This is a genomic window from Cellulomonas timonensis (assembly GCF_900046455.1).
GTDB classification, from domain to species: Bacteria; Actinomycetota; Actinomycetes; order Actinomycetales; family Cellulomonadaceae; genus Cellulomonas_A; species Cellulomonas_A timonensis.
Map to the genome: position 1 here is coordinate 88,877 of NZ_FCOT01000010.1, position 26,329 is coordinate 115,205.

The following is a 26,329-nucleotide window of genomic DNA, read 5'->3' on the forward strand; positions in this document are numbered from 1 at the left end:
GACTGCGCCACATCACCCGCGATCACGTGGCGTGGGCACGACGAGCAGGACCTCGTGCCCAGTGGATGCCGCGTCCACGCCCGTCACCAGGCCCGGTGTGCCGCAGACGATCACGTCGGCCCGCTCCCACGGCCGGTCGTCGGCGAGGAACGGCAGCTCCTGGGCCATCCACCCGTGCCAGAACTCGACGCTGGCCGCCTCGTCGCCGTTCACACCCTGCGCGATGTCGCGGGCGATGCCCCGGCGCTCCGCCTCGGCGGCGTCGGACTGCACCCACACGGCCGCGTCCAACAGATCGGTGAGCGCGCGCTGGCTGGCGCCGACGCCCTCGACGATCACGAGGTCGAGCCCGGCGGGGACCTCGATGGCGCCCTCGCGCCCATGCGCCGGCCAGGCGGGCGGCTGGAAGGAGACGGCGAGCCCGCGGCGCAGCGGCTCGAGCACCCCGCTGGCGAGCAGCGGCGCCCAGCCGAAGAACGACTCGTTCCAGGCCACATCGTCGGTGTGGACGATCGCCGAGGCGGGGACGGCGGCGTTCATGCGTGCCGCGAGGGTCGTCTTGCCGCCGGCGCTGCGGCCGTCGACGGCGATGATCCTCGGCCTGCCAGCGGTGGCGCCCTGAGTGGCGCCGAGCAGGCGCAGCAGGTCGTCGGTCGAGGCGGCGGTCCAGGGCGCGGCGACGGGCTCGCCCGCGTGCGGGGTCAGGGTCAGGGGCACGCCCACAGCATGCCGCCCGACGGGGAAGCGCGGTGTGAAACCGGCCCCGGCTGGAGGTGGGGTGGGGCCTAGCCGGGGCCGGATGTCCGTCAGTCGAGCAGGTCCTTCATCTTCTTCTGGATGAGCGCCGCGGACCGCCGGGGCGACAGCCGCGCCAGCCGGTCCAGCATCGTGGCGTCCTTCCCGACGGTGACCCGGTAGGCGTCGCGCTCCATCCCGTCGAGGATGATGCGCGCCGCGTCGGGGGCCGAGGTCATCTTGTGCTTCGACTGGTCTGCCGTGGCCGCGTCGGGCTTCCCGTGCATCTCGACGCCCGAGTTCTTGGTGATCTCTGTGTGGATCGCGCCCGGGAACACCACGGTCACAGACACCGGCGTCTCGGCGAGCTCGGAATGCAGCCCCTCCGTGAGCAGCTTCACGGCCGCCTTCGACGCGCCGTACACGGTCTGCCCGGGCACGGGGATGAACCCGCCCATGCTGGAGACGTTGACGATGTGCGCGCTCGGCCTGGCGACCAGATACGGCAGGAACGCCTTGGTCGTGTGCATCAGGCCCCAGAAGTTGATGGCCATGACGCGCTCGATGTCCGGGTAGTCGAGGTCGATCAGCGGCACGAACGGCTGGATCACACCAGCGCAGTTGATCAGCCCGTCCACCTGGCCGTGCTCCGCGATGATCGCCGCGGGCAACGCCTCGACCGCCGCGCGGTCGGTGATGTCCACGACGTGCGTCGAGAGCCTGTCCGATCGGCTGCCCGCGCGGTCCAGCGTGGCCTTCAGGCCGTCTTCGCTGATGTCGAGCGCCGCCACGCGCGCTCCGCGCTCAAGGAGGCCCAGGACCAACTCCCGGCCGATTCCGTTGCCGCCGCCGGTCACGGCGATGGTCTTGTCTGTCACCTTCATTGGGGACACCTCCTGTGGAGTCACCGCAAGGTTAAACCCGGGGACCACCGGCTCAACAGGACCTACGGCCCGACGTCAGCCTGCGCGACGTCGCAGGTGGGGAGGCATACAGCCCGCACCAGGACCGAGGTCCGCCACGGTGGCGCCGACTCGACCTCAGTCGCGGCTCGGCACAGCCGGAAAACAAGAAGGACCGCCACCCCCGGCGAGAGGGATGACGGCCTTCGAGTGCGCGATCAGCCTTGCGGCGATCGCAGCGAGACCAGGTTACCGCCTCGCGACAGTGGTCCCTGGCCACCGAGCCCTGCCAGGTGGAGCATGGATGCACTGTCACCGGATGAGGAGGCCATCGTGGGTTCGCATCACCAGGCCATGGGCTCGCACGACGGCCCGCACAAGAAGAAGGACCCCGGCGGCCTGGCGAAGGTGGTCCGGCTGATCGTGATCGCGCTGACCATCGCCGCCATCGTCAAGGAGCTCCGCACACCGAAAGAGCAGAGGACGTGGCACGGCAACGTCGCCAGGTTCGTCCCCTACGACTTCCGCAGGCCCACCGTCGACCGGATCCGCGAGCGGATGTGGTCGCCGGATGACGCCCAAGTGGTGAAGCCGGAGGTGTTCGGCGTCGGCTGGACGCTCAACTTCGGCCGGCTGGTCGCCCTCGTCCGCCGACGGGCCTCCCCCAGCTGACCGGCCGGCGCCGGGCCTGACGACGCCGTCTCGCGTCGCCAGGCCCGGTCACCGCACCGCTCAGTCACCGCACCGCTCAGCCACTGCACCGCTCAGTCGAACAGGATCGACACCTTCACCGCGCCGCTCGGCGTGGTCAGCAGGTCGAAGCCCTTCTGCAGGTCCGCGAACGGGATCCGGTGGCTGATCATCGGGGCGAACTGCTCCCAGTGCTCCGCCAGCTGGTCGGTCACGTCGAAGATCTCCGTCGGGTAGCCCATCGCCCACCGCAGGTCGAGCTCCGCCATGAGCGCCATGCTCATGTCCAGGGAGAGCGCGTGCTTGTACACACCCGCCGTCGAGACCCGGGCCCGCGTCTTGGCCGACGCCACGATCGCGTCGAAGGACGCCTGGGCGCCCGCCACGTCGATGTACAGGTCCGTCCCCGCGCGCGGCAGCCCGATGCCGTTGGCCGCCGAGCCGTGGAGCTCCATCAGCCGGGCGGTGACCTCCTCGGGGCTGCCGCTGGAGTCGAGCACCGCGTCGGCGCCCATGCGCTTCGCCAGGTCGAGCCGGTCCTGCTGGACATCGGCCACCACCACGTGGTCGACGCCGCGCAGTTTCAGCCAGATCAGCGCGCCCAGGCCGATCGGGCCGGCGCCGAAGATCACCACCTTGTCGGTGGGCATCGGCTCGCCCCGGTTGACCGCGTGCAGCGCGACGGCCATCGGCTCGTTGAGCGCCGTCACCTCGAACGGGATGTCGTCGCGGATCTTCTTGACGCTGACGCCCACCTCGCAGTCCTCGACTAGCAGATACTCCGCTAGCGCGCCGAGGCGGCCGCCGTTGCCGATCACGCCGCTCGGCGCCGCCATCGGGTTGATGAAGACCGCGTCGCCCTCGGCCAACCCGGTCACGTCCTTGCCGACCGCCGAGACCACACCCGTCGGCTCATGCCCGATCGGCAGTCCGCCGGGCATGGCCGGATAGCCGGGCAGGGCGCCCATCACGTAGTAGGACGTGTCCGAGCCGCAGATGCCGCAGGCGCGCATCTTCACGACGATGTCGCGGTCGCCCGGGACAGGATCGGGGACCTCCCGGATCTCGAGGGTGTTCGGACCGGTCACGAACGCTGCCTTCATCGACTGCTCCTTTGCGCCAATGTGCGACCCCGCGACATTGCGGGCAGGCGCCGGTGGACGACGCCGTCACCTCTCGGAGACTATGCGGCCTGACCAGCCACGACGTCGGGCCAAGGTCCCCCGCCGCCCTCCGCGTCGACCCAGCTCAGCGCGACGGCGCGCCCAGAACGCACACGCGCGGACTGGACGTGCGGTTCAGCGACGGTCCATCGCCGCCGCCCACGCGTCGCGGACGGCGACAAGCGCGTCGGCTGCGGAGACGCGGAGCACGGTCTGGTGCCGCAATGCGAACTGCCAGACGGCCTCATCTACGGCGGTGGTGAAGACCCACTCGCCTGGGGGCCTGCCTGACGGGCCGAACTTGATGAAGACATCGAGCGCCTCCCCGTCGATGAGGCCGCGCTCGCCCAGCGCCCACAGGTCATAGAGGTCACGTGACGCCCGCCGTTCCATCCACGCGGCGAGCTTGGCGGCCGCGAAGCCCGCGGCGGTGAGCGTGCGCAGCCGAGCCGGAGGCGCATCGGAATAGCGCTGTTCGATCTCCCGGACCTCTGTGGGCCACAGGTAGCCGCTGCCGCCGACGAGCTGGACCTGGACGCTCGCGGTCCCGTCGACAGTGAGCGTTGCCGACTGGGAGCCCGTGGTCGCGGTGAGGGCCGGACGCCAGGGCGGGCGTCCGTGGCTGCGGGCGAGCCCGCGCCGAACCGCCGCCTCGATCCGTGGGGCGACATCGGCGCGAGGCGCCAACGCGATCAGATCGATGTCCTCACTGAGACGAGCGTCGGCGAGGTGCGTGCGCGACAGCGCAGTCCCCCCGAAGAACACGATGTCATCGGTCGGCACCCCCGACGCGATCGCTCCGAGGACGTGGGAGACGAGGTGGTCGCGGCGCACCTGCTCCATTTCGACGCCGAAGCGCTCGGCAACCGACTCCCACTCCGCGTGCTGGGATCCCGTCATCGACCCTCAGCGATCCGCGCGTAGGTCGCCCTCATCCGCTGCGTGGCGGCGATGCTCTCTAGTGCGACGTGGTCACACTCGGGCCACAGGGCGTCAATAGCCGTCTGCGCGGCTTCGTCCTCCCCTCGGGGATCCGCACGGGCAAGGTCGAGGATGGTCTGCTCGAGGGTCGTGGCGAGTGCTGCGCCCAGGTCGGTGGGCACGAGGACCGCGTCGAGTGCGGCGACATCGCGCATCACGAAGCGGACCTCGCCGGAGCGGTCGGCGAGCTTCAACGGCCGACGCTTCGCGGGAACCGCGACGAACGCCGCGCCGATCGCTCGCGGAAGCGCACCGTGCACACGGGCAGCGGACAGGCCCGTGAGGACCGGCACACGCTCACCGTAGATCGCGGTGGCGATCCCCACGGCGGCCGCCTCCAGCGTGGGCCGCCAGACGGCAGCGTCATATTCAGGTGGGACGGCACAGTAGAAACCGTGCGCGAGCCGGTGGAGCAGCCCGCGCTGCTCGACGGCACGAGCCTCCGAGCGTGGGTGCGCGTAGACCGCGCTGAGATCACGCGTTCGGATCGTCCGCAGCGGCGCGCGGGCAGCCAGTCGAACGACGCTCGCCTTCTCCTTCACTCTGCAAATAGTAGGCCTGAAACCTACTATTCGCACCCTCATACTCGATCTACGCCCGGGGGCAGGTCATCACCACCGTGTGGGTCACGCCGAGGCGCGCCAGACCACCTCGGTGTCGAGCAGCGCGCCGCCCGGCTCCACCTCGACGCCCTCGATCTGGCCGAGCACGATCTCCGCGGCGCGCCGACCCATCAGGCGCGCGGGCTGGCGCACCGTGGACAGCGCGGGCACGCAGCGCACCGCCCAGGCGCTGTCGTCGAAGCCGACGACGCCGACGTCGCCCGGCACCGAGCGGCCGGTCTCGCGGAGCGCCTCCAGCACCCCGGCGGCGACCGCGTCCGACGCGGCGAAGATGCCGTCGATCGCCGGCTCGCGGCGCAGCAGCTCCCGGGCGCCCTCGAGGCCGCTCGCGTACGAGTAGAGCGGATGGTCGACGACGAGGCGGGGGTCGAACCGTTCGCCGAGCGCGTCGCGGAACCCCGCGAGTCGGTCGGAGCCGGAGTCGCGGTCGAGCGCGCACGCGACCATCGCCACCCGCCGCCGCCCGGTGCCGAGCAGCTCCTGCGTCACCGCGCGCGCGGCCGAGCGGTTGTCGATGCCGACGTACGGGATCGCGGGGTGCCCCGGGGGGTGCCCGATGAAGACGGCGGGCAGCCCGAGGCGCTCGACGGCGCCTGCGATCGTGTCGTGCTGGCGGGCGGAGACGAGCACCGCGCCGTCGACGAACCCACCGCGCAAATAATCGGCGACGCGCTGGCTGTCGCGCTCCGAGTCGAGCACGAGGACCACGAGCTGGAAGTCCGCCTCGGAGACCACCTCGTTGGCGCCCAGCAGGATCGCGCCGATGTTCGGGTCGTCGAGGAACAGCTCGTGCGGCTCGTGGACCACGAACCCGACGGCCCGCGAGCGCCGCGTCACGAGGTTGCGCGCGGCGGTGTTCTGCACGTAGCCGACCTTGGCGATGGCCTTCTCGATCGCCTCGCGCGCCTCGGAGGAGACGTATGACGTGCCGTTGAGCAGCCGAGACACGGTCCCCCGCGAGACCCCCGCCTCGGCGGCGACGTCGTGGATCGTGGCGCGGCGCCGGCCTGGAGGGGTCATGGGTCGAATGTAACGTCGTCGGCCAGGCCGATCGGGCCCGCAGGGCCCACTGCGTCGACCGCGAGCAGCACGGCGTTCTCCGGGGCGAGCAGCGGCGCGGCGAGCCCGACGTCGACGAGGACCCGTCCGGGCAGCGTGGCCTCCCCGCGCGCGAGCCAGGGCGGGGGCGCGGCCTGCACCAGCAGCGGCGGCGCCCCGACAGTCCGGACGCGATAGACGCGCTCCGGGTCGAGGCCGATGAGCCGCACCGGCGCAGGCAGGGCCGCCTCGGCCGCCGCGAGGGCGACGACGGCGAACAACGCCGCACTGCCGTCGGGGGCGATGACGCCGTGCACCAGGACGCCCGGGTCCGCGCTGTCGGCACGGACAACCCGTCCCGAGTGGAGCAGTCCGCGTCGGGCCACGTGGTCGGCGACCCAAGCCCGGACCTCGTCGAGCTCGTCGGCACCCGCGCGGGTGAGGTCCCACTCGATCCCGGCGCTGCCGAACATGGCCGTGGCGCACCGGAAGCCGGTGCTCGCGACGCGTCCGGTCGTGTGGGCGCGGGGCGCCCCGAGGTGGCCGCCCAGGTACTCGGGCGGCACGAGCACCCCGGTCCAGCGCTGGATGCCCTGACGCTCGAGCGGGTCGTTCGTGTCGGACGTCCACACGCGGTCGACCCGCTCGAGGATCCCCAGGTCGATGCGGGCTCCCCCGGACGCGCACGACTCGATCTCCACCGCGGGGAACCGTGCGCGCAGCTCGTCGATCAGCCGGTACAGCGCGGTCGTCTGGCGGTGCGCCGAGCCGTGCAGCAGGTCGCGGTTGTGGTCCCACTTGAGCGAGGTGATCGGGTACTCGTCGAGCAGCGCGGCGAGGGCGTCGCGCACGTGCACGTACGCGTCGGGGTGGCCGAGGTCGAGTGTGCGCTGGTCGCGCCACGTCGGCAGGCTCGAGCCGCCCACCACCCAGTCGGGGTGGGCTCGCGCGAGGTCGGAGTCGGGGCTGACCATCTCCGGCTCGACCCAGAGCCCGAGCTCCATGCCGCGCGCGTGGACCCGCTCGACGAGCGGGTGCAGGCCGTCGGGCCACGCGACCGGGTCGACAGTCCAATCGCCGAGCGCACGGGCAGCGTCGGTGCGGCCGGTGAACCAGCCGTCGTCGAGCACGAACCGCTCGACCCCCACGTCGGCCGCGGCGTCCACCAGGCGGTTGAGCGTCGCGTGGTCGTGGTCGAAGTAGACGGCCTCCCAGGTGTTGAGCACGACGGGCCGCGCGCGCCGGATCGTCGACCAGGACCGGATCCACGGGTGGAACCGGTCGGACAGGCCGTCGAGCCCGGCGTCGGACCACGCCGCCACGAGCCACGGCGCGGTGTACCGCCCGCCCGGCGCGAGCCGCACCTCGCCGGGCGCGAGCAGCTCGCCGCCGCCCAGGAGGGCATGGCCCAGGGCCTGGCGCTCGGCCCACTGGCGCTTGTCGCCGCTCCACGCGACGTGCGTCGCCCAGACTTCCCCCGAGCGGAACCCGAACCCTGGCGTCCCCGCGACCAGCAGGAAGGGGTCGTCGTGGCCGGGCCGGCCGTGGCGCGTCTCGCGTGTCCACGCTCCGTGGCCGAGTGTCAGTCGCTGCGGTCGCCGCTCATGCGCCCACAGCCCGGTGAAGTCGAGCACCTCGCGGGCGCGGTTCGGCGCCGGCAGGGACGCGTCGAGCGCCCCCAGCACGAACGTGTCGTCACCCCGGTTCTCGAGGGTGCTGCGGACGCGGAGGACGCCGTGCTCGGTGAGCTCGACGTCGGTCGTCACAGCGAGCGTGCCCGCGGCGTCGGCCAGGCGCAGCCGGATCGCGCGGTCGCCCACCGGCTCGGCGCCGGCCATGACCAGCGCAGCCGCCGGCTCCCCCGAGCCGGACCAGAAGCCCTCGAAGCCCGGCCGCCCCGTCCACCCCTGCTCGCGGGTCGGCAGGATCGACATGCGCAGCGGGGTGTCGATCGCGCTCGGCGGGACGGCCGGGACCAGCGCCGCCGCGAGCCCGGCGAGGGAGTCGTCGTCGAGCGGGCCGAGGTCGCGCCCCCAGTGCAGGACGGCGGGGAGGTCCCCGCCGCCCCGCACCGGGACGTCGAGCACGAGGCTCGACCCTGCTGCGCGCAGGTGCTGGATCATGCGGTCACTTGGCGACGGGGATGGACTGCGACTCGAGCGTCGAGATCGTCGACCCCTGCGCCGACTCGAGCGACGCGAGGAGCGTCCCCGACCCGGAGACCGCGCCCTTGAAGCCGTCGGAGACGTCCGCGTAGACCTGCGTCATCGTCGGGCCCCACGTGAAGCCCGCGGGGACCTGCGTCGAGGCCTCGGCGAACACGTCGTAGATCGCCTGGCCGCCGTAGAACTCGACACCCTCCGCGAGCGCCGGCAGGGCCGCGCCGGCCTTCGTCGCCGGGTAGAGGTTCGCGCCCTTGTTGAGCAGCGTGAGCGCCTCGTCGGACGTGTTGAGCCAGAGCGCGAACTTCGAGGCCTCGTAGACGTGCTCCGAGCCCTTGAAGACCGCAGTCGACGAGCCGCCCCAGTTGCCGGCGGCATCGTCGCCCGCCTCCCACTGCGGCATGGGCGCGACGGCCCACTTGCCCGCGGTGTCGGGGGCACCGCTCGAGATCGAGTTGGCGCCCCACACCGCCGAGACCCACGTCCACGCGGCGCCGGTGTTGTAGGCGTTGTCCCACTCGCTCGTCCACGGCGGGACGCTCGAGACGAGGTCCCGGTCGATGAGGTCCTGCCAGTACTCGGCGACCTGCGTGGACTCCTCGCCCGCGAGGCCGACGCCCCACTCGTCTCCGTCGTTCGAGAACCAGGTGCCGCCCGCCTGCCACACGAGGCCCGCGAACTGGTTGACGTCGCTCTGCGAGAAGTTCGTGATGTGCCCGCCGGCGGCCTTGACCTTCTCCGCCGCGGCGGCGTACTCGGCCCACGTCGTCGGGACGGCGATGCCGTTCGCCTCGAACAGGTCGGCGCGGTAGAAGAGCGCCATCGGGCCGGCGTCCTGCGGGATCGCGTACGCGTGCCCGTTCTCGCCGAAGCTCACCTGGTCCCAGGTCCAGTCGACGAAGTCGCCCTGCGCGGCCAGCACGTCGGCGCACGCCCCGAGGTCGGTGAGCCCGTCCTGGACGCGGAAGTTCGGCAGCGCGTCGTACTCGATCTGCCCGAGGTCGGGCGCGTTGCCGGCCTTGAGCTGGTTGAAGAAGTTCTGGTAGGTGCCGCCGTTGCCGTTGGGCCCCGTCTGCACTGTCACCTGGATGTCGGCGTTCGCCTCGTTCCAGACGTCGACGACCTCCTCGATGCCCGGGATCCACGTTGTGAACGTGAGCTCGACAGCGCCGTCCGACGGCTCGCAGGCGCCGGCGGCGGCGTCGCCCCCGGAAGAGGAGCCGTCGTTCGACGAGCAGCCGGCGACGAGCAGGGCGACCGCGGTGAGGGCGCCGACGCTGGCGGCCTTGGTGAGACGCATGGTTGTCCTTATCTGTGGAAGGGCGCACGGCAGGCAGGGTGCTGCCGGGCGATGAGCGGTCGATCGACGAGCGGTCACTTCACCGAGCCGGCTCCGAGCCCGTTGCGCCAGAAGCGCTGCAGCAGCAGGAAGACGACGATCAGCGGGATGATCGCGAGCAACGCCCCGACGAGCACGTGGCCGCGCAGCTCGGGGATCTGGTTCACCTGGGTGTTCCAGGAGTAGAGGCCGAGCGTCACGGGGAAGACGGCCTCGTCGCGGAGCATGATCAGCGGGAGGAAGAAGTTGTTCCAGATCGCGACGAACTGGAACAGGAACACGGTCACGAGCGCGGGGAACATGAGCCGCACCGACACCGTGAAGAACGTGCGGACCTCGCCCGACCCGTCGAGCCGTGCGGCCTCGAGCAGCTCGTCGGGCACGCTCGCCGCGGCGTAGATCCGCGTCAGGTACACCCCGAACGGGCTGACCAGGCTCGGCAGGAACACCGCCCAGAACGTGTTCGTCAGGTTGACCTGGCTGAAGATCAGGAAGAGCGGGAGCGCGAGCGCCGTCGCCGGGACGAGGACGCCGCCGAGGACCACGTTGAACAGCGTGTCGCGCCCGCGGAACCGGTACTTCGCGAGGGCGTACCCGCACATCGAGGCGAGCACCGTGCCGAGCAGCGCGCCGCCCGCGGTGTAGGCGAGCGAGTTGCCGATCCACCGCACGAAGATCCCGCCGTCGTAGCGCAGCAGCGCGCTGACGTTCTCGACGAGGCTCATGTCGGCGAACCACAGCGGGTTCGTGCTGGTGAACTGCCCGCGGTCCTTCGTCGCGGAGACGATCAGCCACCAGATCGGGACGAGGAAGTAGAGCGTGAAGACGCCCATGACGAGCATCGCGCCGGCGCGCGAGAACAGGCTCTCCTGGACGCCCCGCGAGGCCGCCGGCGACGCCGTGGGCTGGGGTGCGGTGCGGACGGCGGCGCTCACTGGACGCCCTTCTTCTGGGTCAGCTTGAGGAACGTGAACGAGAGCACGAACGTCGCGAGCGCGAGCACGACCGAGAACGCCGCGGCGAGGTGGAAGTTCGGCACGGACGACGTCGAGTAGACGGTGAGGTTCGGGGTGAACGTGCTCGTCACCGCGGAGCTGAACGAGCGGAACACCTGCGGCTCCGCGAGCAGCTGGAGGGTGCCGATGATCGAGAACACCGTCGTGAGCACGATCGCCGGGATCACCAGCGGGATCTTGATCGACCACGCGATGCGCAGCTGGCCCGCGCCGTCGAGCCGCGCGGCCTCGTACACCTCGGTGGGGATCGCGAGGAGCGAGGAGTAGATGATCAGCATGTTGTAGCCGACGTAGACCCACGTGACGACGTTGGCCATCGCCCACAGCACGAGGTCCGCGGACAGCAGGTCGACCCGCCCGGTGACAGCGGTGAACGGCGAGAGGTTCGGGGAGTACAGGAAGCCCCACATGATCGCCGCGACGACGCCGGGCACCGCGTACGGCACGAAGAACGCGAGCCGGAAGAACCGCTTGCCGCGCAGCAGCGGCGAGTCGAGGAGCAGCGCGAACACCAGCGCGAGCGCGAGCATCACGGGGACCTGGACGACCCCGAAGGCGAGCACGCGCCCGACCGAGCTCCAGAACGGCCCGTTCTGGAAGACCTGGGCGTACTGGGTGAGCCCGCCGAACACCTGGCGCGGGGCGCCGAACGTGCCCTCGCGCTCGACGACGAGGAGCGACTGCCACACCGCGTAGCCGACGGGCAGCGCGTAGAACAGCGTGAACAGCACCCCGAACGGCAGCACGAAGAACGCGATCGCGCGCTGATGCGGGACGGGAACGCGGCGCCAGGGCTGCGAGGCCCGCGTCGGCGCGGGGGCGAGGGTCTGGGTGCTCGTCATGCGGGTGTGCCCTCCCGGACTGGTGTGCCCTCCCGGACGACCCGCACGCTTCCGGCGGGGACGTGGACGAGGCCATCGGCTCGTTGGTCGGTGACGAGCTCGTGCCCGGTGGCCGGGTGCTCGAGATCGCGGTGCGAGTGGTTGATGACGAAGACGTAGCTGCGACCGCCGCCCGCGCGGCGGACCACCTCGACCGACCCGTCGCTCTCCGGGCCGGTCGTCGCGACACCGGCGCCGGCCACCGCGGAGCGCATGACATCGCGCAGGTCGGGGTCGTCGAGCGCCGTCGCGACGTACCAGGCGGCGCCCGCGCCACGCTCGGCCCGTGTGATCGCCGGCACTCCGGCGAGCGGGCCGTCGGCGTAGGAGGCGACGACGGCCGCGTCGGTGGTGCGGAGCCGCTCGGTCCACAGCGACGCGTGGGCGCCCGAGTCGAGCGCGACCCGCTGCCCGGGCAGCAGCGGCACGATCTCCTCGCTGACGACGCCGAGCAGGTCACGGAACGCGCCCGGGTACCCGCCGAGCCGCACCCGGTCGTCTTGGTCGACGATGCCCGAGTTGAACGTGACGACCGCGTGCCCGCCGGCCTCGACGTGCGCGCTCACCCGGGCCGCCTGCGCGTCCGAGACCATGTGCAGGGCGGGCACCACGACGAGCCGGTACCCGCTCAGGTCGCTATCGGGGCCGACGACATCGACCGTCACGCCCAGCTGGTGCAGAGCCCGGTACGCGGCGTGCACCTGGTCGAGGTACCGCACGGCGTGCGAGGGCCGTGCCTCGCCGTCGGCGGCCCACCAGGACTCCCAGCTGAACAGCAGCGCGGTGTCGGCGATGACGCGGGTGCCCGCGACCTCGTCGAGCCGGTCGAGCGTCGCGCCAAGCTCGACGACCTCGCGCCACACCTCCGTGTCCGTGCCGGCATGTGGGACGAGCGCCGAGTGGAACTTCTCAGCGCCCTGCGCCGACGCCCGCCACTGGAAGAAGCAGACGCCGTCCGCGCCGCGCGCCACGTGCGTGAGGGAGTTGCGGGTCATCTGGCCCGGGTCCTTGGCCACGTTGACCGGCTGCCAGTTCACGGCGCTCGTCGACTGCTCCATGAGCAGCCACGGCGCTCCCCCGGCGAGCCCGCGGGTCAGATCGGCCGCGAACGACAGCTCGGAGCGCGGGTCGTCGAGCCGGTGGTCGAGGTAGTGGTCGTTCGCGACGACATCCATCTCAGTCGCCCACGACCAGTAATCGAGGTTGCGGATATGGGCGGTGACCATGAAGTTCGTCGTGACGGGGGCGTTCGAGAACCGCCGGAGCACCTCCGCCTCGGCGCGGTGGTGGTCGAGCAGCGCGTCCGAGCTGAAGCGGTGGAAGTCGACGGCCTGCGCGGGGTTGCCGAGCGAGATCGTCGCCCGCGGCGGGAGCACGTCGGCCCAGTCCGCATACCGCTGGCTCCAGAAGCTCGTCCCCCACGCGGCGTTGAGCGCGTCGACCGTGCCGTAGCGGCGCTCGAGCCAGATCCGGAACGCGGCAGCGGACTCATCGCAGTAGCAGAGCGCGTTGTGGCAGCCGAGCTCGTTGGACACGTGCCACAGCGCGACCGCGGGGTGCTCGCCGTAGCGCTTCGCGACCTGGGCGACCAGCGCGAGCGCGCGGCGGCGGAACTCGGCCGAGCTCGGGCACCACGCCTGGCGACCGCCCGGCCACCGGGTCGTGCCGTCCGCCATGACGGGGAGGATCTCGGGGTGCAGCGTCGTGAGCCACGGCGGCGGCGAGGACGTGCCGGTGCCGAGGTTCACCCGGATGCCGTTCTCGTGGAGCAGGTCGACGATCTCGTCGAGGCCGGACCAGTCATGCTCCCCCGGCCGCGGCTCGATGTGCGACCAGCCGAAGATGTTGACGGCGACGAGGTCGACGCCGGCCTCGCGCATGAGCCGGGCGTCCTCGCGCCACACGTCGCGGTCCCACTGCTCGGGGTTGTAGTCGCACCCGAACGCGATGCCGCGCGTGGTGATGTCCCCGGCTCCGAGGACGACTTCCGGCGAGTTCATGTGCTCCCTGCCCGTCGTGTGGCGGGAGCCGGTCGACACCATGTGTGCACGTGCACATACCGTGTCGCGCGTTCTCGCCGTCGAGATTGTGTGAACGTGCACACACTAGGCAGGGCGGCGATTTCGTGTCAACAGTCCCGATACGGACTCACCCGCGGCGGGTCAGATGAACCGGATCGCGCTGGACCTGAGCGGCGTCGGCCACGGCGGCGAACGAGCGCACGTCGCCGTGGCCGGGCTGATCGGTCAGCCGGGCACGACGACCGCGCGGCTCGGGCCGCCGTGGGCCCACGCCTCCCCGACCCGCTCCAGCGAGTACGCCGCCGCGGGAGCCTCGAGGGCGCCGTCGGCGATGAGCCGCATGATGCGCGGCAGCTCGGCCATCGTCCGCTCGGCGGAGACCGAGCCCACGCCGCTGCCGACGATCCGGAAGCGCAGCCAGTCCGACGCGGCGCGGTACTCCCTCGAAGCCCGTGACGCGATGGTCGGCGATGATGCGCCCCTCGTCGTCGCGGCAGGCCACGCGCGCGGCGACGAGGACGCGCGATTCGAGCGCCAACTCGCCATCGTGCTCACCGGGATCGGCGCCCAGCTCGGATCCTGACCGGGCGTCGGGCGCTCATCCGTCCCTTCAGTCGCTCGCATCTCCGACCGATGCTCCAGGCATGACGAGTGGCGCCGAGGGCGGGATGCCGACGACGAAGGTGATGCGTCTGCGGTACGCGGGCCGATGCCGCGCTTGCGGGAGGGCACTATCGGCGGGGGTCTCCGCCGAGTACGACCGGGCCAGCAGGACGGTGCGGTGCCTCGACTGCTCCACGGCAACGCCCGCACTAGCTGGTGGTACGCCTGACCCTGCGACGGCGCGGCCTGTGGAGGTCAGCCCTCCCGCGAGCGGACAGCCGGAGATCGCCTCGGGCAAGGCTGGCGGCTCCGCCCGACGTGAGTACGAGCGTCGAAGCACGAAGCGCGAGGAACGCGTCCGTGCCGCACATCCCAGGATCGGGGGGTTCCTGCTCGCCATCTCCGAAGAGCCGCAGAGCACGAGAGCGTGGGCCGTCGGCGCCCGTGGTGAGGCACTGCTCGGCAAGAGCCTCGACGGGCTCGCCGCGAAGGGCGTGCGCGTGCTGCATGATCGCCGCATCCCACGGACCAGGGCGAACATCGACCACCTCGCGGTCTCGTCGGCCGGCGTCTTCGTCATTGACGCCAAGCGGTACTCAGGACGCCCGTCGAAGCGGTCGGTCGGCGGGCTCTTCCGCCCACGGGTCACGCTGCTCATGGTCGGTGGGCGGAACCAGACCAAACTGGTCGACGGCGCGCACAAGCAGGTGGACGTGGTCCGGAGCGCGCTCGATGCCGCGGGGTTCGCCGACGTTCCCGTGCGAGGGATGCTGTGCTTCATCGAGGCGAGCTGGCCGCTCATCGGCGGGTCCTTCGTCATCGACGGCATCGAGGTCCTGTGGCCTCAGAAGGCCGCCGAGCATCTGCTCGCCCCCGGCACGCTCGACGAGGCGATGACGGACCGAGTCCACCGCACACTGGCCACGGCATTCCCGACCGCCTGAGCCGCCGAACCACCTGACACGCGACGGTGGAGCCGTCCCCGTGGCCCGACCCCTCAACCCGCGTGGCGAACGGCTGTCGCGTCGATGATCCGCGGGTTGTCGACGTCGGCCGCATCACCACTGCGTGTCCCCCATGCGAGGGACCCGCAAGTGTCCACCGTGCGGTGACGATTCCGGATCGTCCGATCTTTAGCGTTCCAGGTAGTCGCAGCGCACCGACTGCGGCGATCTCTGGGAGGACGAGTCATGCGGGTGTTGAAGCAGATGGTGATCGTGGTGGGGGCCGCCTTCCTCGGCAATGTGGCCATCCAGGCCGTGGAAGGAAACTGGCTGCTCACCCTCGTCGTGGGCCTCGCGGGTGCGGCGTTCGCCCTGCTCGCCTATGCGTGGGCCATTCGCACAACCGAGCGTCGATCGCCGGTGGAGGTGGGCTTGGCGGGAGCAGGCGCGGCTCTGAGCCGGGGGCTGCTCATCGGGGTGCTGATGTTCGGCGCAGTGATCGCGAGCATCGCGGTGGGCGGCGGCTACCGGATCGAGGACACGGGTTCCGTGACGGCCGCGGTCGCGCTGATTGGGCTGGTGGCCGCCGGCGCGGTGGTCGAGGAGCTGATCTTCCGCGGCCTGCTGTTCCGGCTCGTCGAGAAGCGCACGGGCACGTGGATCGCCCTGGCAGTGAGCTCCGTGGTGTTCGGCGCGATGCACCTGGCCAACCCGGACGCCACCCTGTGGGGCGTGATCGCGATCGCCATCGAGGCGGGCGCCATGCTCGGCGCGGCGTACGCGGCCACCCGCACCCTGTGGCTGCCGATCGGCCTGCACATCGCCTGGAACTTCGCCGCCGCGGGCATCTTCGGCACGGTCGTCTCGGGCAGCGACATGCCTCAGGGCCTGCTGCGCGGGGTGACGTCGGGTCCGGCGGTCCTCACCGGCGGCGAGTTCGGCCCCGAGGGCAGCATCTACGCCGTGCTGGCGGGCTCGCTGCTGACGGCCGTGTTCCTGGTGCTGGCCCGCCGGCGCGGCAACATCGTGCCGAGCCGGCGGCGGGCTGCCCAGATCGCGTCGGCCGCTACGTTGTGACGGTGGACCTGCGGCGGCTGCGTGACCTGTGGCAACGCCAGAGCGTCACCCTGCGCGACCTCCCGCTCGCCCTCGTGCTGGCCCTCGGGCCTCTCATCCCCTCCTGGCAGAGCCAGGGGACGCGGCTCGGCGACATGCCGGACCGTCCGCTGGACGCGCTGGCCGCCGTCGCGGTCGCACTCCAGTGCCTTCCACTGGCCGTGCGCCGCCGGTGGCCGGCGGTGTGCCTCGCCCTGGTCTCGGCCGGCTTCGCCCTCGACCAGCTCCGCGGCTATCACACGGTGGCCGGCAGCGCGCTGGCTGTGGCGCTGGTGAGCGCGGGCGCCCATCTGGACCGCTATCGGCGCACCACCGCGACCCTCGCGACCGCGGCCTACGTGGCGATGGCCGTCGGCCTCCACCGGGACGGATCCGTTGATCGCGTCAGCGACTACGTCACGTTCTACGTCCTGCTGGCCCTCGCCTGGGGCGTCGGCGCGTGGCTGCGGCAGTCCCGCATCGCCGAGGCCGAGCACCGCCGCCAGGTCGCCGACAGCACCCGCACCGCCGAGCGCACCCGCATCGCCCGTGAGCTGCACGATGTGGTCACCCACCACGTGACGGCGATGGTCGTGCAGGCCGAGGCCGCGCGCTACGTGACCGCCGATCCCGAGCGCCTCGACCGGACGCTCACGGCCGTCACCGACACCGGGCGCAGCGCGATCAGCGACCTGCGGCGCCTGCTCGACGTGCTCAACCCCGACCATGGCGCCGACCCGCGGACTCCGACCGTCGGCGAGCTCCACGGCCTCGTGGAGTTGACCCGGCAGGCCGGGCAGCCGGTCGAGTACGTCAAGGAGGGCAGCCCGCCCGAGACCACCGGCGTCGCGGAGGTCGCGGCCTACCGGGTGGTCCAGGAAGCCCTGACGAACGCCCTCAAGCACGCCCATGGCAGTCGCACCACCGTGCGCGTCCGCCACGGCGAGAAGGAGATCACCGTGGAGGTCAGCACCGACGGCTCCGGCCCGCACGCCAGGATCGTCGGCGGGAGCGGGCGCGGCCTGGCCGGGCTCCGTGAACGGGTCGCCATCCTCGGCGGCGAGTTCAGCGCGGATGCGCAGACGGGTGGCGGATTCGTGGTCCAGGCGCGCATCCCCGCCGGGAGCCCGTCATGACCGAGCCCATCCGGGTGCTGGTCTGCGACGACCAGGCGCTGATCCGCACCGGGTTCGCCACGATCATCGGCGCCCAGCCCGATCTCGAGGTCGTGGGCGAGTGCGGGGACGGGCGCGCCGCAGTCGACCTCGCCGCGCGGGTGAGGCCGGACGTGGTGGTGATGGACGTGCGGATGCCGGTGCTCGACGGCATCGAGGCGACCCGGCTGCTGGCAGGCGTCGGCGTGACGCACCCCGTCAAGGTGCTCGTGGTCACCACGTTCAACTTGGACGAGTACGTGTACGAGGCGCTGCGCGCAGGGGCGAGCGGGTTCCTGCTCAAGGACGCTCCCCCGGCCCAGCTGCTCCACGGCATCCGCACCGTCGCCACCGGCGCCGCGCTGCTCGCGCCCGAGGTGACCCGACAGCTCGTCGGCCGCTACGCCAGCCGCATCAGCCCACCAGAGCGCACATCCGACGACGGTCCGCTGACCCCGCGCGAGCTAGAGGTGCTGCAGCTCATCGCCAGCGGCATGTCGAACAGCGAGATCGCCGCGACGCTGGTGATCAGCCACGAGACCGTCAAGACGTACGTGTCCCGGATCCTCGCCAAGCTCGACCTGCGTGACCGGGTGCAGGCGGTGGTGTACGCGTACCGCAGGGGCTTGGTGGCCTGACCGGCGACGCGGGCTGTCAGCGGTTCCGGCGGGCGCGCAGCACGACGTCGCGGGTGTGCATCCCGCCCTGGCCGGCAGGGGCGTCGCGGTCCCGCGTCTCGTCGACCTCGATCGTCCACGCGTCGTCGAGGTGCGCCACGACGTCCGCACGCTGCACGAAGTCGTCCAGCTCGAAGCCGCGTGAGCGCGCGTGCTCCGCGTCCATGTCGGCGTGCCACGTCGCCAGCAGGATCCCCCCGGGCGCCACGGACGCGAGAACGGCCCGCACTGCGTCCTCCCCCGGCGTCCGGCGCAGCGCCGGGTACTGCACCGAGACGACGTCAAAAGCCCCCAGGTCCGGTGCGCCCGTCGTGAGGTCAGCCTGGACCCAGTGGACGTCGACGTTCGCGGCCTGCGCCGCCGCCCGCCCTCGCTCCAGTGCCACGGCGGCGACGTCCACCGCTGTGACGTCCCACCCGCGCGCGGCCAGCCACACCGCGTCGCCTCCCTCGCCGCAGCCGATGTCCAGCGCGCGACCCGGGGCCACGTCGGACAACTCGGCGACGACGGCTCCATTCACCTTCCCGCTCCAGACCTGCTGCTGGGCGGCGTACCACGCCTCCCAGCCCATCACCTCGGGCGAGCCCACCCCCGCAGGGCCGTGGTGGTCATGCCCGTGGGCCTCGTGCTGGTGTCCTGCGCGGTTCGTCACGAGGCAAGTGTGCCCCCGCGCGCTGACGAGACGGCGCGAGCGGCCGGTCCGTGGAAGGGGTGCTCATGGCAGACGGCGTGACGCTCCACCTCGACAAGGGCGCACCGTCCAAGCACGCCTCCGTGCTGCGCAACGCCCTCCACCTGCTGCCCGAGGTGCCGTCGGGAACCCGATCGAGGTCGTCGTCCACGGTGAGGGGATCGGCCTCGCCCGCCCGGGCGGGCGAGCCTCCGCGGCGCTGGCGGAGGCACTCGCCGCTGGCATCACCCTCGTCGTGTGCCATCACACGATGCAGCCCCTGAGCCCCATACGCTGCCCTCACCCGCGATCAGGAGGTTCAGGTGTCCGACACGACTGTGGCCGACGTGATGGCCGAGCTGGCGACGCTCGAGGACCCGAGGATGCGCGCCGTGAACGAGAACCACGGCGACGACCACGGAGTGAACCTCGGCACATTGCGCGCTGTCGCGAAGCGCCTGAAGACGCAGCAGGAGCTCTCGCGCCAGCTTTGGGAGACGGGCGACACTGCGGCGAGGCTGCTGGCGATCCTGATCTGCCGGCCGAAGGCGTTCGAGCGCGGCGAGCTGGACGCCATGCTGCGGGAGGCGCGCGCCCCGAAGGTCCAGGACTGGCTCGTGGGCTACGTGGTGAAGAAGAGCCCACACGCGGAGGCGCTGCGGCTCGCGTGGTCCGCCGATCCGGATCCGGTCGTCGCGAGCGCCGGTTGGGCGCTGACCGCCGATCGGGTTGTGAAGGCCCCGGAGGGCCTCGACCTCGCCGGTCTGCTCGACGTCATCGAGACGGAGATGACAGACGCCCCGGAACGGCTGCAGTGGGCGATGAACACCTGCCTCGCCCGGATCGGGATCGAGCATCCCGAGCACCGAGCCCGCGCCATCGACATCGGCGAGCGCCTGGAGGTGCTCAAGGACTACCCCACTCCACCGAACTGCACCTCGCCCTATGCGCCGGTCTGGATCGGCGAGATGGTGCGCAGACAGGGCGCGTGACACCCGCGCCGCCCGGTGGACGAGACAGACCTTTCGGGCGCCGATGACGGGCCGCTAGCGTTCCGGCCACCGCCGGGTCGACGTGACGACCCCGGCGAGGGGGCAGCGAGCGAGGAGGTCGTCGGGCGTGTCGCTGCTGCTCGTGCTGCTCGTCGTCCCGGTCGCCATCATCATCGGGCTCCTCCTGCGCGGCGACGGCATCTCAGCCCTCGCGGACCTCAGGGTCCGCGGCCTGCCCTGGGCGGTCGCAGGAGCGGCAGTGCAGCTGCTCCGCACCACAGACCCCACGTGGGCGGCAGGCCCACTGCACGCTGCCGGGCGAGTACTGCCTCCCCTCGCCCTCGCCTTGTGCGCCACGGGCTTCGCCCTGGCCAACGCGCGCGGCGCCACGCGGGGCGTGCGGGCCGCGCTCGCCGCGATGCTCGCCGGGGCCCTCGCGAACGCGCTCACGACGGCGCTCAACGGCGGCATGCCCTTCTCCGTCTCCGGCGCCCGGGCAGCCGGCATCCCGGCCGAGCAGATCGCCGCGCCGCCCCCCGGGCACGTGCCGATCGACGACGGCACAGCGCTCGTGGCCCTGGCCGACGTCATCGGGCTCCCGGGGCTCGGCGTCGTGCTCAGCGTGGGCGACCTGCTCCTGTGGGGCGGTCTCGCGGCCGCCCTCGTGATCGGCGCGCGCCGATCCACCACACGCCCCGGCGCGATCGCCGGGGAGCACCACCCGTCAGGCACCACCCCCGCGGGCAGCCCGCCCGCTGTCGAGAGGAGCACCCCATGAAGGTTCCCAGCCGCGAGCGCGTCCAGGTGGCAGCCATGAGCGTCGCGACCGTCGCCCTGGCCGTCTACGCGTTCGCCGCCCCGTACACCCAGGGGCACTGAGCGCAACCCTTCAGGAGAACGCCAGGGTCGCCCGCCGAACCGGGTGGGCGGCCCTGGCGCCACACCGATCGGCGACCAAGAAGAAGTCCCACACGGCTCTGCTCACTGCCCGCAATGACCGACCAAGGCCGCGGAGGATCCCGAGGCCGCGCCTCCTCGACTCTGCTCACGCCGCGACTAGGTCAATTCTGGTGAGCCAGAAGGCATATCAACCCCGCTTTACGAGATATCACTGAGGAAAGGGCGGTCGAGCACGATGGCGAGACGGCAGGATGACGCACTCTGGACACTGGCGCAGGCCGAGCGGGCCGCCCTCGCGGAGGACTTGAGCGGCCTCAGCGCTGAGCAGTGGCGGCGCCCCACGCTGTGTGGCCGATGGGACGTCGAGGAGGTCGTCGCCCATCTCATCGCGGCGGCGAGCATGAGCCAGTGGCCATGGCTCCGCAGCATGCTCGGCGCGCGCTTCCGCCCTGATGTGCACAATCAGCGCAGGATGGCCGAGCACCGCGGCAACACTCCGGCACAGACCCTCGATCGCTTTCGCGACGTCATCGGCAGCACCACTGCGCCGTCGAGCCACACCCCGGCCTACCTCGGCGAGGTCGTCGTGCACGCCCAGGACATCCGCCAGCCACTGGGACTCCCCCGGACTCCGAGCATCGACGCGCTGACACCTGTGGCCGACTTCTTCGCCCGACGCGACTTCGCCGTCGCGAGTCGCACGCACGTCACGGGCCTGACGTTGCGCGCGGACGACGGGCCGTTCGCCGCAGGGGCCGGCCCGTTGGTCACCGGGCCCACCCTCGCCTTGGTCATGAGCATGGCCGGCCGCGCCGCCTACCTCGCCGAGCTCGACGGGCCAGGCGTGCCCACGCTGCGGGGGCGCCTCCTGGTGGACACAGACGCCTAGGGCAATTCGCGCCTCACCTGCGGCGTCGATCGGAGTCATCGAGTGCGTCTCGCGCCGGACCAGGCGTTCTACGCCGCCCGGGCCCCGACCGGCCCAGCAGTGACCGTCACCACGGGCGGGGAACCGCCCTCAGAATCAGACACCGGACTCCCGAAGCGGTATAAAGGCGACAAACGACGCACGCATGGCAGGCCGAGAGCCCTCGACCGGGTGGCCTCGGATACACCAACGGGACTTGGGATGAGTCCACCGTGCCGAATGTCGGCTACATCGCGAGGATCCTCAACAGCTACTACCCGACGGTCCCGACCGAGCTGGCCACGCCCGCGGGCGACAACGAGCGGGCCGCCGCGGTCCAGGCCGCGATCTGGTTCTTCAGCGACGGGTACGTGGTGGCGACGAGCGACTCGCTCAACCCGATCGTGTCGACCATCGTGGCTGAGGTGCTGGCCGCAGGTCCGGTGCCGGAACCGGCGTCGCCCGACATCGCGATCACGCCCGCATCAGCCAGCGGAGCGGTGGGCGACGTGATCGGGCCGTTCACCGTCACCGCTGCCACCACGACCGGGGCCGCCCCCTCGATCACGCTGACCGTCCCCGCCGGCGTCACCGCGTACTCCGACGCCGCAGGCACGGTCGAGATCCCCGACGGATCGACGGTCGCATCCGGCACGCAGATCTGGGTGCGCGGCGCCGCGGCCGGCGCCGTCTCGCTCGGCGCGACCGCGACCGTCGAGGTGCCCACCGGCAACGTCTACCTCTATGACCAGAGCACGCCCGGGGTGGACGCAGCCCAGAAGCTCATCCTGGCGCAGACGGCCGACATCAAAGCCGACGCGACGGCCACGATCGAACTGTTCGCCACCGGGGCCCTAGTGGTCGACAAGACGATCGCCGGTGGCGCAGCGGGCGCGCAGGGCGAGGTGGTCCTCGACGTGGCGTGCACGCTCGACGGGGAGACCGTGCTGTCGGAGAGCGTCGCCATCCCGGCCGAGAGCGAGGCAGGCACGACCTCGACGAGGTTCGACGGGATCCAGATCGACAGCGAGTGCAGCGTCACCGAGCCGACCACCGGCGAGACGACGGCGATCGAGGTCACCACGACCAACACCGGCGCCGTCACGATCACGGCGGACGCAGACGCGCAGGTCACCGTGACCAACACCTATGAGGTGCGGCCCGGCTCACTCGTGGTGACCAAGGTGATCGCGGGGGCGGCGGCCGGATCGCAGGGCCAGGTCGTGCTCTCCGTCCAGTGCGTCCAGGGCCAGGCCACCGTGCTGTCCGAGCTCGTCGTCATCGAGGCAGGCCAGGGCGCGGGTGACACCGAGGCGTCGTTCACCGGCATCCCGTCGGGGAGCGTGTGCACGGTCACCGAGCCGACGACCGGTGAGACGGCGACAGTGTCCGTCACCACGGACCTGCCAGACCCGGTGACGATCAGCGCGGCCGAGGGCGGCGAGCTGCTCGTCACCAACACCTACGACGCCCGACCGGGGTCGCTGGTGGTGAGCAAGACGATCGCTGGCGCCGGGGCGGGCGCCCAGGGCGCAGTCGAGCTGGCGGTCGAGTGCGTGAGCAACGGTTCGCGGGTGCTGTCCGAGCGCGTGACGCTGCCCGCGGGCGCGTCAGCGGGGACCACCAGCCAGACCTTCACGGGGGTGCCGGCGAACAGCGTGTGCTCCGTCACCGAGCCCGCCACGGGCGCCACGGCGGCGGTCCGGGTGACGGTGTCGCTCCCCGCCAGCGTGACGATCGCCGCAGGCGCCACGTCGACGCTCGCGGTGACGAACACCTACACGAAGGTCTCGTCCGGCGGGGGGACAGCGCTGGCCGCGACGGGCTCCGACTCTCCACTTCCGCTGAGCGGGCTCACCATCGGACTCCTCGCTCTCGGGCTCGCCTTGGTCGACGTCTCACGGCGGTGGGCGAACCGACGCGGGTGACCCGTGCAGCACGGCGTTGACATCAGGGCGTGAGCTCGACCCCGTGCTCTCGCAGGATCTTGATCGCTCGTGGGCCAACGCCGTGCAGAGCCAGGAGCGCTCGCTCGCTAGCTCCGTCGAGGTCGGTGATCGTGCGAAAGCCGGCGGCTTCGAAGGCACGCGTGGCCGGACGGCCCAGAGTCGTCGGCAGCGGAGTCGAGTCGGGCATGCACCCCATCATTCGGAACGAAGCGGACTCTCGGCAAGAGGGGCGCCAACCCCCAGCGGAGTCTTCGGAATCCCCTCGGGGCGCAGTCGCGCGACCAGCTCCCCACGGCTGCGCACCCCGACTTTGGCGAACATCGACTTCAGGTGGTCCTGGACGGTGTTCGTGGTGATGAAGAGGTGCTCGGCGATCTCGGCGGTGGGGTGCCCTCCGATGACCTCATGGCAGATCTCGCGCTCCCGGGCTGTCAGGCCGTACGCCGTCAGCAGCAACCCCAGCAGTTGGTCGCCGGTCGCCGGCTCGATCGTGATGGCGGTCTGCTCCTCATCCGAGCCGATCAGGGGGCTCGCCTCGAGCACCGCCCACCGGCCGTCAGGGCCACGCAGCCGGGCGCGGAAGCCGCCGGACTGGGAGGACCGGGCGCCGAGGGCCATCACCCGCATCATCGTCAGGAAGCGGCCGGACGCGATCTCGTCGAGCCCGTCCCGCCAGTCCTGGGCGGCCGGTGTCGCGGCTCGGAGCCCGCCATCCGGGCCGACGACGACGATCGCTCCCCCACCGCCCGCCGTCGGCGTGCGCGCCTCGGATCGCACGGCGATCCGGGTCGCGCCGGCGATCACGGGGGCGACCGACCTCATGAGCTCGACCTCCCGGTCGCTGAAGTCCGGACCCGCCCGGACCATGCCGGCCCCGCCCCAGCAGGCGCCGTCGGCCATGAACATCACCCGCAGCTCCCGCTCGACGCCGAGCGGCCGCCACACGGTGCGCAGGCGTGCGCTGCGCTCACGCTCGACGCCGGGAAGCTCGGACAGGCGGGCCGCAGGCACACCCTGACGGGCGAGGTCGGCGAACGCGTGCGGCTCATCCGGCGCGTACTCGGCCTGGGCGAGCAGCGGCTCATACTCGGGCGGGATCGCCGTCTCCCCGCTGGTCATCGCGCTGATGACGAGCGTCTCCGGATCGATCGTGGCCCAGCAGGCCAGGTCCGCGCCCACGTCGTCGGCGATCACCCGGATCGCCGCGGCATGCAGATCGCTGACGCCGAGGCCTGCGGCGGCCAACGCCGCGATGTCCCGACGGGCCCGGTGGGCACGCTCGTGCCACATACCTCAAGTCTGGCACTGGTCCCAGCGCCTCACATCGCCGCGATGATCACGACGAGGGGCGGCAGGCTGGACCCGATGGTGCCGATGACGCTGCCACCCCGCGGCCGCCAATACCCGAGCAGGTCGGCGACCGCCATGGCCAGGCTCGCCAGCAGCATGTACCAGGCGAGGGTGAGCACCACGACACGGCCTGTCGCCACGTCTCCGACGTGGAGCATCACCAGCCCCACGATGGTCCCCACGCCGACCAGCACGTTGCGGGCGCCGACGACGAACGCCCACATCCGCACGTCCCTGACGTCGTCGACCTCGACATGCAGCAGCTTGTGGGCACGCGGCCGATTGAAGAAGACCATCTCGAGCTGCGCGGCTCCGATGTAAGCCACCGCTCCGAAGAGTGCTGCGACCTGCGCGATGCCGTTCACGATGCCATCCCCTTCCAGGCGCCTTCGGTGGCGCGGCGCCCTCGCGTGCGGGATCACTCGACGCTAGGCCGCGGCCCCGCGAGGGTCGATCCCAGAAATCTGGGAAATCGGCTTCACGGTCGGCGGCCGATCTCGCGCAGGGGTCGTTGCCGGTTGTGCGGAGTAGCGTCGGAGGGTATGGAGGCTCGCGAGAGCGACGCGGAAGCACCGAGTGATGACGGCCCCGTCGACCGTCCGCTCCCGCATCTCGACGGCGTCCGGCACCTGATCGTCGAGCTGCCCGACGGCCTCCGGATGCACGTCGCCGAGGCCGGGGCTGGCGAGCCGCTGGTCCTGCTGCACGGCTTCCCGCAGCACTGGTGGGGATGGCGCAAAGTCATTCCTGCCCTGGCCGCCCACCACCGCGTGATCGCCCCGGACCTGCGCGGCGCCGGGTGGACCGAGGCGACTACGGGCGGCTACACCGAGGAGCAGCTCGTCGCCGACCTCGTGGCCCTCCTCGACGCGCTCGGGCTGGACCGGGTGTCCCTCGCCGGGCTCGACATCGGCGGCACGCTCGGCTTCCGGGTGTGCCTGACGCATCCCGAACGCGTGCGAAAGTTCGTGAGCCTCGCCGCCCCGCATCCGTACCCCGTGCTCTCGATGGGGGTCATGCTCCGGACGTGGCAGCTGTGGCCCGGCTTCGCGACCGCACTCCCGGTGCTGGGGCCGAGGCTGCTGAGCCGCGGTCGCCTCCCCCGCCGGATGATGCTCGGCAGCTCGGTCGCCCCAGACACCTGGTCGGCAGAGGACCTCGACCTGTTCCTCGGCAGACTCCGAGACCCCGCCCGCGCCCGCGCCGCTGCCGCGACCTACCGCGCACTCGCCCTCGGATCGGCCCGACGAGCCGCCGCCGGCGCCTACCGCACCACCCGGCTCGTCACCCCCACGTTGATGCTCTACGGCACCGTCCTCTACGACGGCGACCGCGATCAGGCCGGCCACCCTGGGCTCCTGCATGGCTACGAGGAGCACGCCGACGATGTGACCCTCGCGCACGTCCCCGGCGCGGGCTACTACCTGGCGGAGGAGCAACCGGAGACGGTGGCCCGACACCTGCTGGCCTTCCTGGCCCGCCCATAAGGGGGTCCGTCGGAACGCGTCGGGGCGCTGGGCCCGCAGTGTCGGGGTGG

General features: G+C 71.8%; 25 protein-coding genes and 1 pseudogene. 12 read left to right on the forward strand and 14 right to left on the reverse strand.

The annotated features are described in order from the left end of the window. Window positions 1-12: 12 nt before the first annotated feature. The gene (locus tag BN3788_RS04040) at window positions 13-717 is read right to left on the reverse strand and encodes a uridine kinase family protein (protein ID WP_187138355.1); all 705 of its coding nucleotides are present in this window, start codon (window positions 715-717) and stop codon (window positions 13-15) included. Window positions 718-806: 89 nt separating this feature from the next. Then, complete coding sequence (locus tag BN3788_RS04045) at window positions 807-1,619, reverse strand: SDR family NAD(P)-dependent oxidoreductase (protein WP_066582548.1); 813 nt, start codon at window positions 1,617-1,619, stop codon at window positions 807-809. Between the two features lie 351 nt (window positions 1,620-1,970). Here BN3788_RS04045 and BN3788_RS04050 point away from each other — a divergent pair, with 351 nt between their 5' ends. Beyond that, the gene (locus BN3788_RS04050) at window positions 1,971-2,309 is read left to right on the forward strand and encodes a DUF5808 domain-containing protein (protein WP_234346473.1); all 339 of its coding nucleotides are present in this window, start codon (window positions 1,971-1,973) and stop codon (window positions 2,307-2,309) included. 92 nt (window positions 2,310-2,401) lie between these two features. Here the strand turns inward: BN3788_RS04050 and BN3788_RS04055 are convergent, their stop codons facing one another. From BN3788_RS04055 to BN3788_RS04095, 9 genes are all read right to left on the reverse strand, one after another. Then, on the reverse strand, window positions 2,402-3,430 hold the full coding sequence (locus tag BN3788_RS04055) for a zinc-dependent alcohol dehydrogenase (RefSeq protein WP_066582550.1): 1,029 nt from the start codon (window positions 3,428-3,430) through the stop codon (window positions 2,402-2,404). 195 nt (window positions 3,431-3,625) lie between these two features. Continuing rightward, window positions 3,626-4,390, reverse strand: a complete 765-nt coding sequence (locus BN3788_RS04060) for a nucleotidyl transferase AbiEii/AbiGii toxin family protein (protein WP_066582551.1) — start codon at window positions 4,388-4,390, stop codon at window positions 3,626-3,628. Next, on the reverse strand, window positions 4,387-5,013 hold the full coding sequence (locus tag BN3788_RS04065) for a type IV toxin-antitoxin system AbiEi family antitoxin domain-containing protein (RefSeq protein WP_199824732.1): 627 nt from the start codon (window positions 5,011-5,013) through the stop codon (window positions 4,387-4,389). The genes BN3788_RS04060 and BN3788_RS04065 overlap by 4 nt, the downstream gene beginning before the upstream one ends. 84 nt (window positions 5,014-5,097) lie before the next feature. Next, window positions 5,098-6,114 (reverse strand): LacI family DNA-binding transcriptional regulator, encoded by a 1,017-nt coding sequence (locus BN3788_RS04070; protein ID WP_066582552.1) that lies wholly within the window; start codon window positions 6,112-6,114, stop codon window positions 5,098-5,100. Then, window positions 6,111-8,255 (reverse strand): alpha-galactosidase, encoded by a 2,145-nt coding sequence (locus BN3788_RS04075; protein ID WP_066582553.1) that lies wholly within the window; start codon window positions 8,253-8,255, stop codon window positions 6,111-6,113. Before BN3788_RS04075 ends, BN3788_RS04070 begins: the two co-directional genes overlap by 4 nt. A gap of 4 nt (window positions 8,256-8,259) precedes the next feature. Next, window positions 8,260-9,594 (reverse strand): ABC transporter substrate-binding protein, encoded by a 1,335-nt coding sequence (locus BN3788_RS04080; RefSeq protein ID WP_066582554.1) that lies wholly within the window; start codon window positions 9,592-9,594, stop codon window positions 8,260-8,262. Window positions 9,595-9,668: 74 nt separating this feature from the next. Further along, complete coding sequence (locus tag BN3788_RS04085; RefSeq protein WP_066582555.1) at window positions 9,669-10,568, reverse strand: carbohydrate ABC transporter permease; 900 nt, start codon at window positions 10,566-10,568, stop codon at window positions 9,669-9,671. Next, entirely contained in the window at window positions 10,565-11,491 is a 927-nt protein-coding gene (locus BN3788_RS04090) for a carbohydrate ABC transporter permease (RefSeq protein WP_066582556.1), read from the reverse strand. Before BN3788_RS04090 ends, BN3788_RS04085 begins: the two co-directional genes overlap by 4 nt. Next, window positions 11,488-13,530, reverse strand: a complete 2,043-nt coding sequence (locus BN3788_RS04095) for a beta-galactosidase (protein WP_066582804.1) — start codon at window positions 13,528-13,530, stop codon at window positions 11,488-11,490. Before BN3788_RS04095 ends, BN3788_RS04090 begins: the two co-directional genes overlap by 4 nt. Before the next feature lie 166 nt (window positions 13,531-13,696). Between BN3788_RS04095 and BN3788_RS04100 the strand changes: the two genes are divergently transcribed. From BN3788_RS04100 to BN3788_RS04120, 5 genes are all read left to right on the forward strand, one after another. Then, window positions 13,697-14,134 (forward strand): hypothetical protein, encoded by a 438-nt coding sequence (locus tag BN3788_RS04100; protein WP_066582557.1) that lies wholly within the window; start codon window positions 13,697-13,699, stop codon window positions 14,132-14,134. A 268-nt stretch (window positions 14,135-14,402) separates the two neighbouring features. Next, window positions 14,403-15,098: a nuclease-related domain-containing protein gene (locus BN3788_RS04105; RefSeq protein ID WP_234346474.1), complete on the forward strand. Its 696-nt coding sequence runs from the start codon at window positions 14,403-14,405 to the stop codon at window positions 15,096-15,098. 246 nt (window positions 15,099-15,344) lie between these two features. Then, window positions 15,345-16,175, forward strand: coding sequence for a CPBP family intramembrane glutamic endopeptidase (locus BN3788_RS04110; protein ID WP_066582559.1), 831 nt, complete (start codon window positions 15,345-15,347; stop codon window positions 16,173-16,175). A gap of 2 nt (window positions 16,176-16,177) precedes the next feature. Next, window positions 16,178-17,329, forward strand: a complete 1,152-nt coding sequence (locus tag BN3788_RS04115) for a sensor histidine kinase (RefSeq protein WP_108723776.1) — start codon at window positions 16,178-16,180, stop codon at window positions 17,327-17,329. Then, a complete protein-coding gene (locus BN3788_RS04120; protein WP_066582560.1) occupies window positions 17,326-17,985 on the forward strand; it encodes a response regulator in 660 nt (219 codons plus the stop codon). The genes BN3788_RS04115 and BN3788_RS04120 overlap by 4 nt, the downstream gene beginning before the upstream one ends. Window positions 17,986-18,001: 16 nt before the next feature. Here BN3788_RS04120 and BN3788_RS04125 read toward each other — a convergent pair whose 3' ends face one another. After that, a complete protein-coding gene (locus BN3788_RS04125) occupies window positions 18,002-18,676 on the reverse strand; it encodes a class I SAM-dependent methyltransferase (RefSeq protein WP_066582561.1) in 675 nt (224 codons plus the stop codon). A 368-nt stretch (window positions 18,677-19,044) separates the two neighbouring features. On the opposite strand from BN3788_RS04125, the gene BN3788_RS04130 reads away from it, so the two are divergent. The 5 genes and pseudogenes from BN3788_RS04130 (at window position 19,045) to BN3788_RS20160 (ending at window position 23,421) form a co-directional block, all read left to right on the forward strand. Next, entirely contained in the window at window positions 19,045-19,686 is a 642-nt protein-coding gene (locus BN3788_RS04130) for a DNA alkylation repair protein (RefSeq protein WP_066582806.1), read from the forward strand. Between the two features lie 127 nt (window positions 19,687-19,813). Continuing rightward, window positions 19,814-20,464 (forward strand): DUF5317 family protein, encoded by a 651-nt coding sequence (locus tag BN3788_RS04135; protein WP_066582562.1) that lies wholly within the window; start codon window positions 19,814-19,816, stop codon window positions 20,462-20,464. 357 nt (window positions 20,465-20,821) lie between these two features. After that, window positions 20,822-21,475, forward strand: a complete 654-nt coding sequence (locus BN3788_RS04140) for a maleylpyruvate isomerase family mycothiol-dependent enzyme (RefSeq protein WP_066582563.1) — start codon at window positions 20,822-20,824, stop codon at window positions 21,473-21,475. A 245-nt stretch (window positions 21,476-21,720) separates the two neighbouring features. Continuing rightward, a pseudogene (locus BN3788_RS20155) lies at window positions 21,721-21,891 on the forward strand (Cys-Gln thioester bond-forming surface protein); the annotation flags it as partial. Window positions 21,892-22,212: 321 nt separating this feature from the next. Then, complete coding sequence (locus tag BN3788_RS20160) at window positions 22,213-23,421, forward strand: DUF5979 domain-containing protein (protein WP_390619764.1); 1,209 nt, start codon at window positions 22,213-22,215, stop codon at window positions 23,419-23,421. 216 nt (window positions 23,422-23,637) lie between these two features. Here BN3788_RS20160 and BN3788_RS04155 read toward each other — a convergent pair whose 3' ends face one another. Together BN3788_RS04155 and BN3788_RS04160 are read right to left on the reverse strand one after the other, a co-directional pair. Then, on the reverse strand, window positions 23,638-24,732 hold the full coding sequence (locus tag BN3788_RS04155) for a helix-turn-helix transcriptional regulator (protein WP_082812559.1): 1,095 nt from the start codon (window positions 24,730-24,732) through the stop codon (window positions 23,638-23,640). Window positions 24,733-24,761: 29 nt separating this feature from the next. Continuing rightward, window positions 24,762-25,157 carry a DUF1304 family protein gene (locus BN3788_RS04160; protein ID WP_066582566.1) on the reverse strand — a complete coding sequence of 132 codons (396 nt, stop codon included), beginning with the start codon at window positions 25,155-25,157 and terminating at the stop codon, window positions 24,762-24,764. Between the two features lie 177 nt (window positions 25,158-25,334). On the opposite strand from BN3788_RS04160, the gene BN3788_RS04165 reads away from it, so the two are divergent. Beyond that, on the forward strand, window positions 25,335-26,279 hold the full coding sequence (locus BN3788_RS04165) for an alpha/beta fold hydrolase (protein ID WP_066582567.1): 945 nt from the start codon (window positions 25,335-25,337) through the stop codon (window positions 26,277-26,279). The last annotated feature ends 50 nt before the right edge of the window (window positions 26,280-26,329 follow it).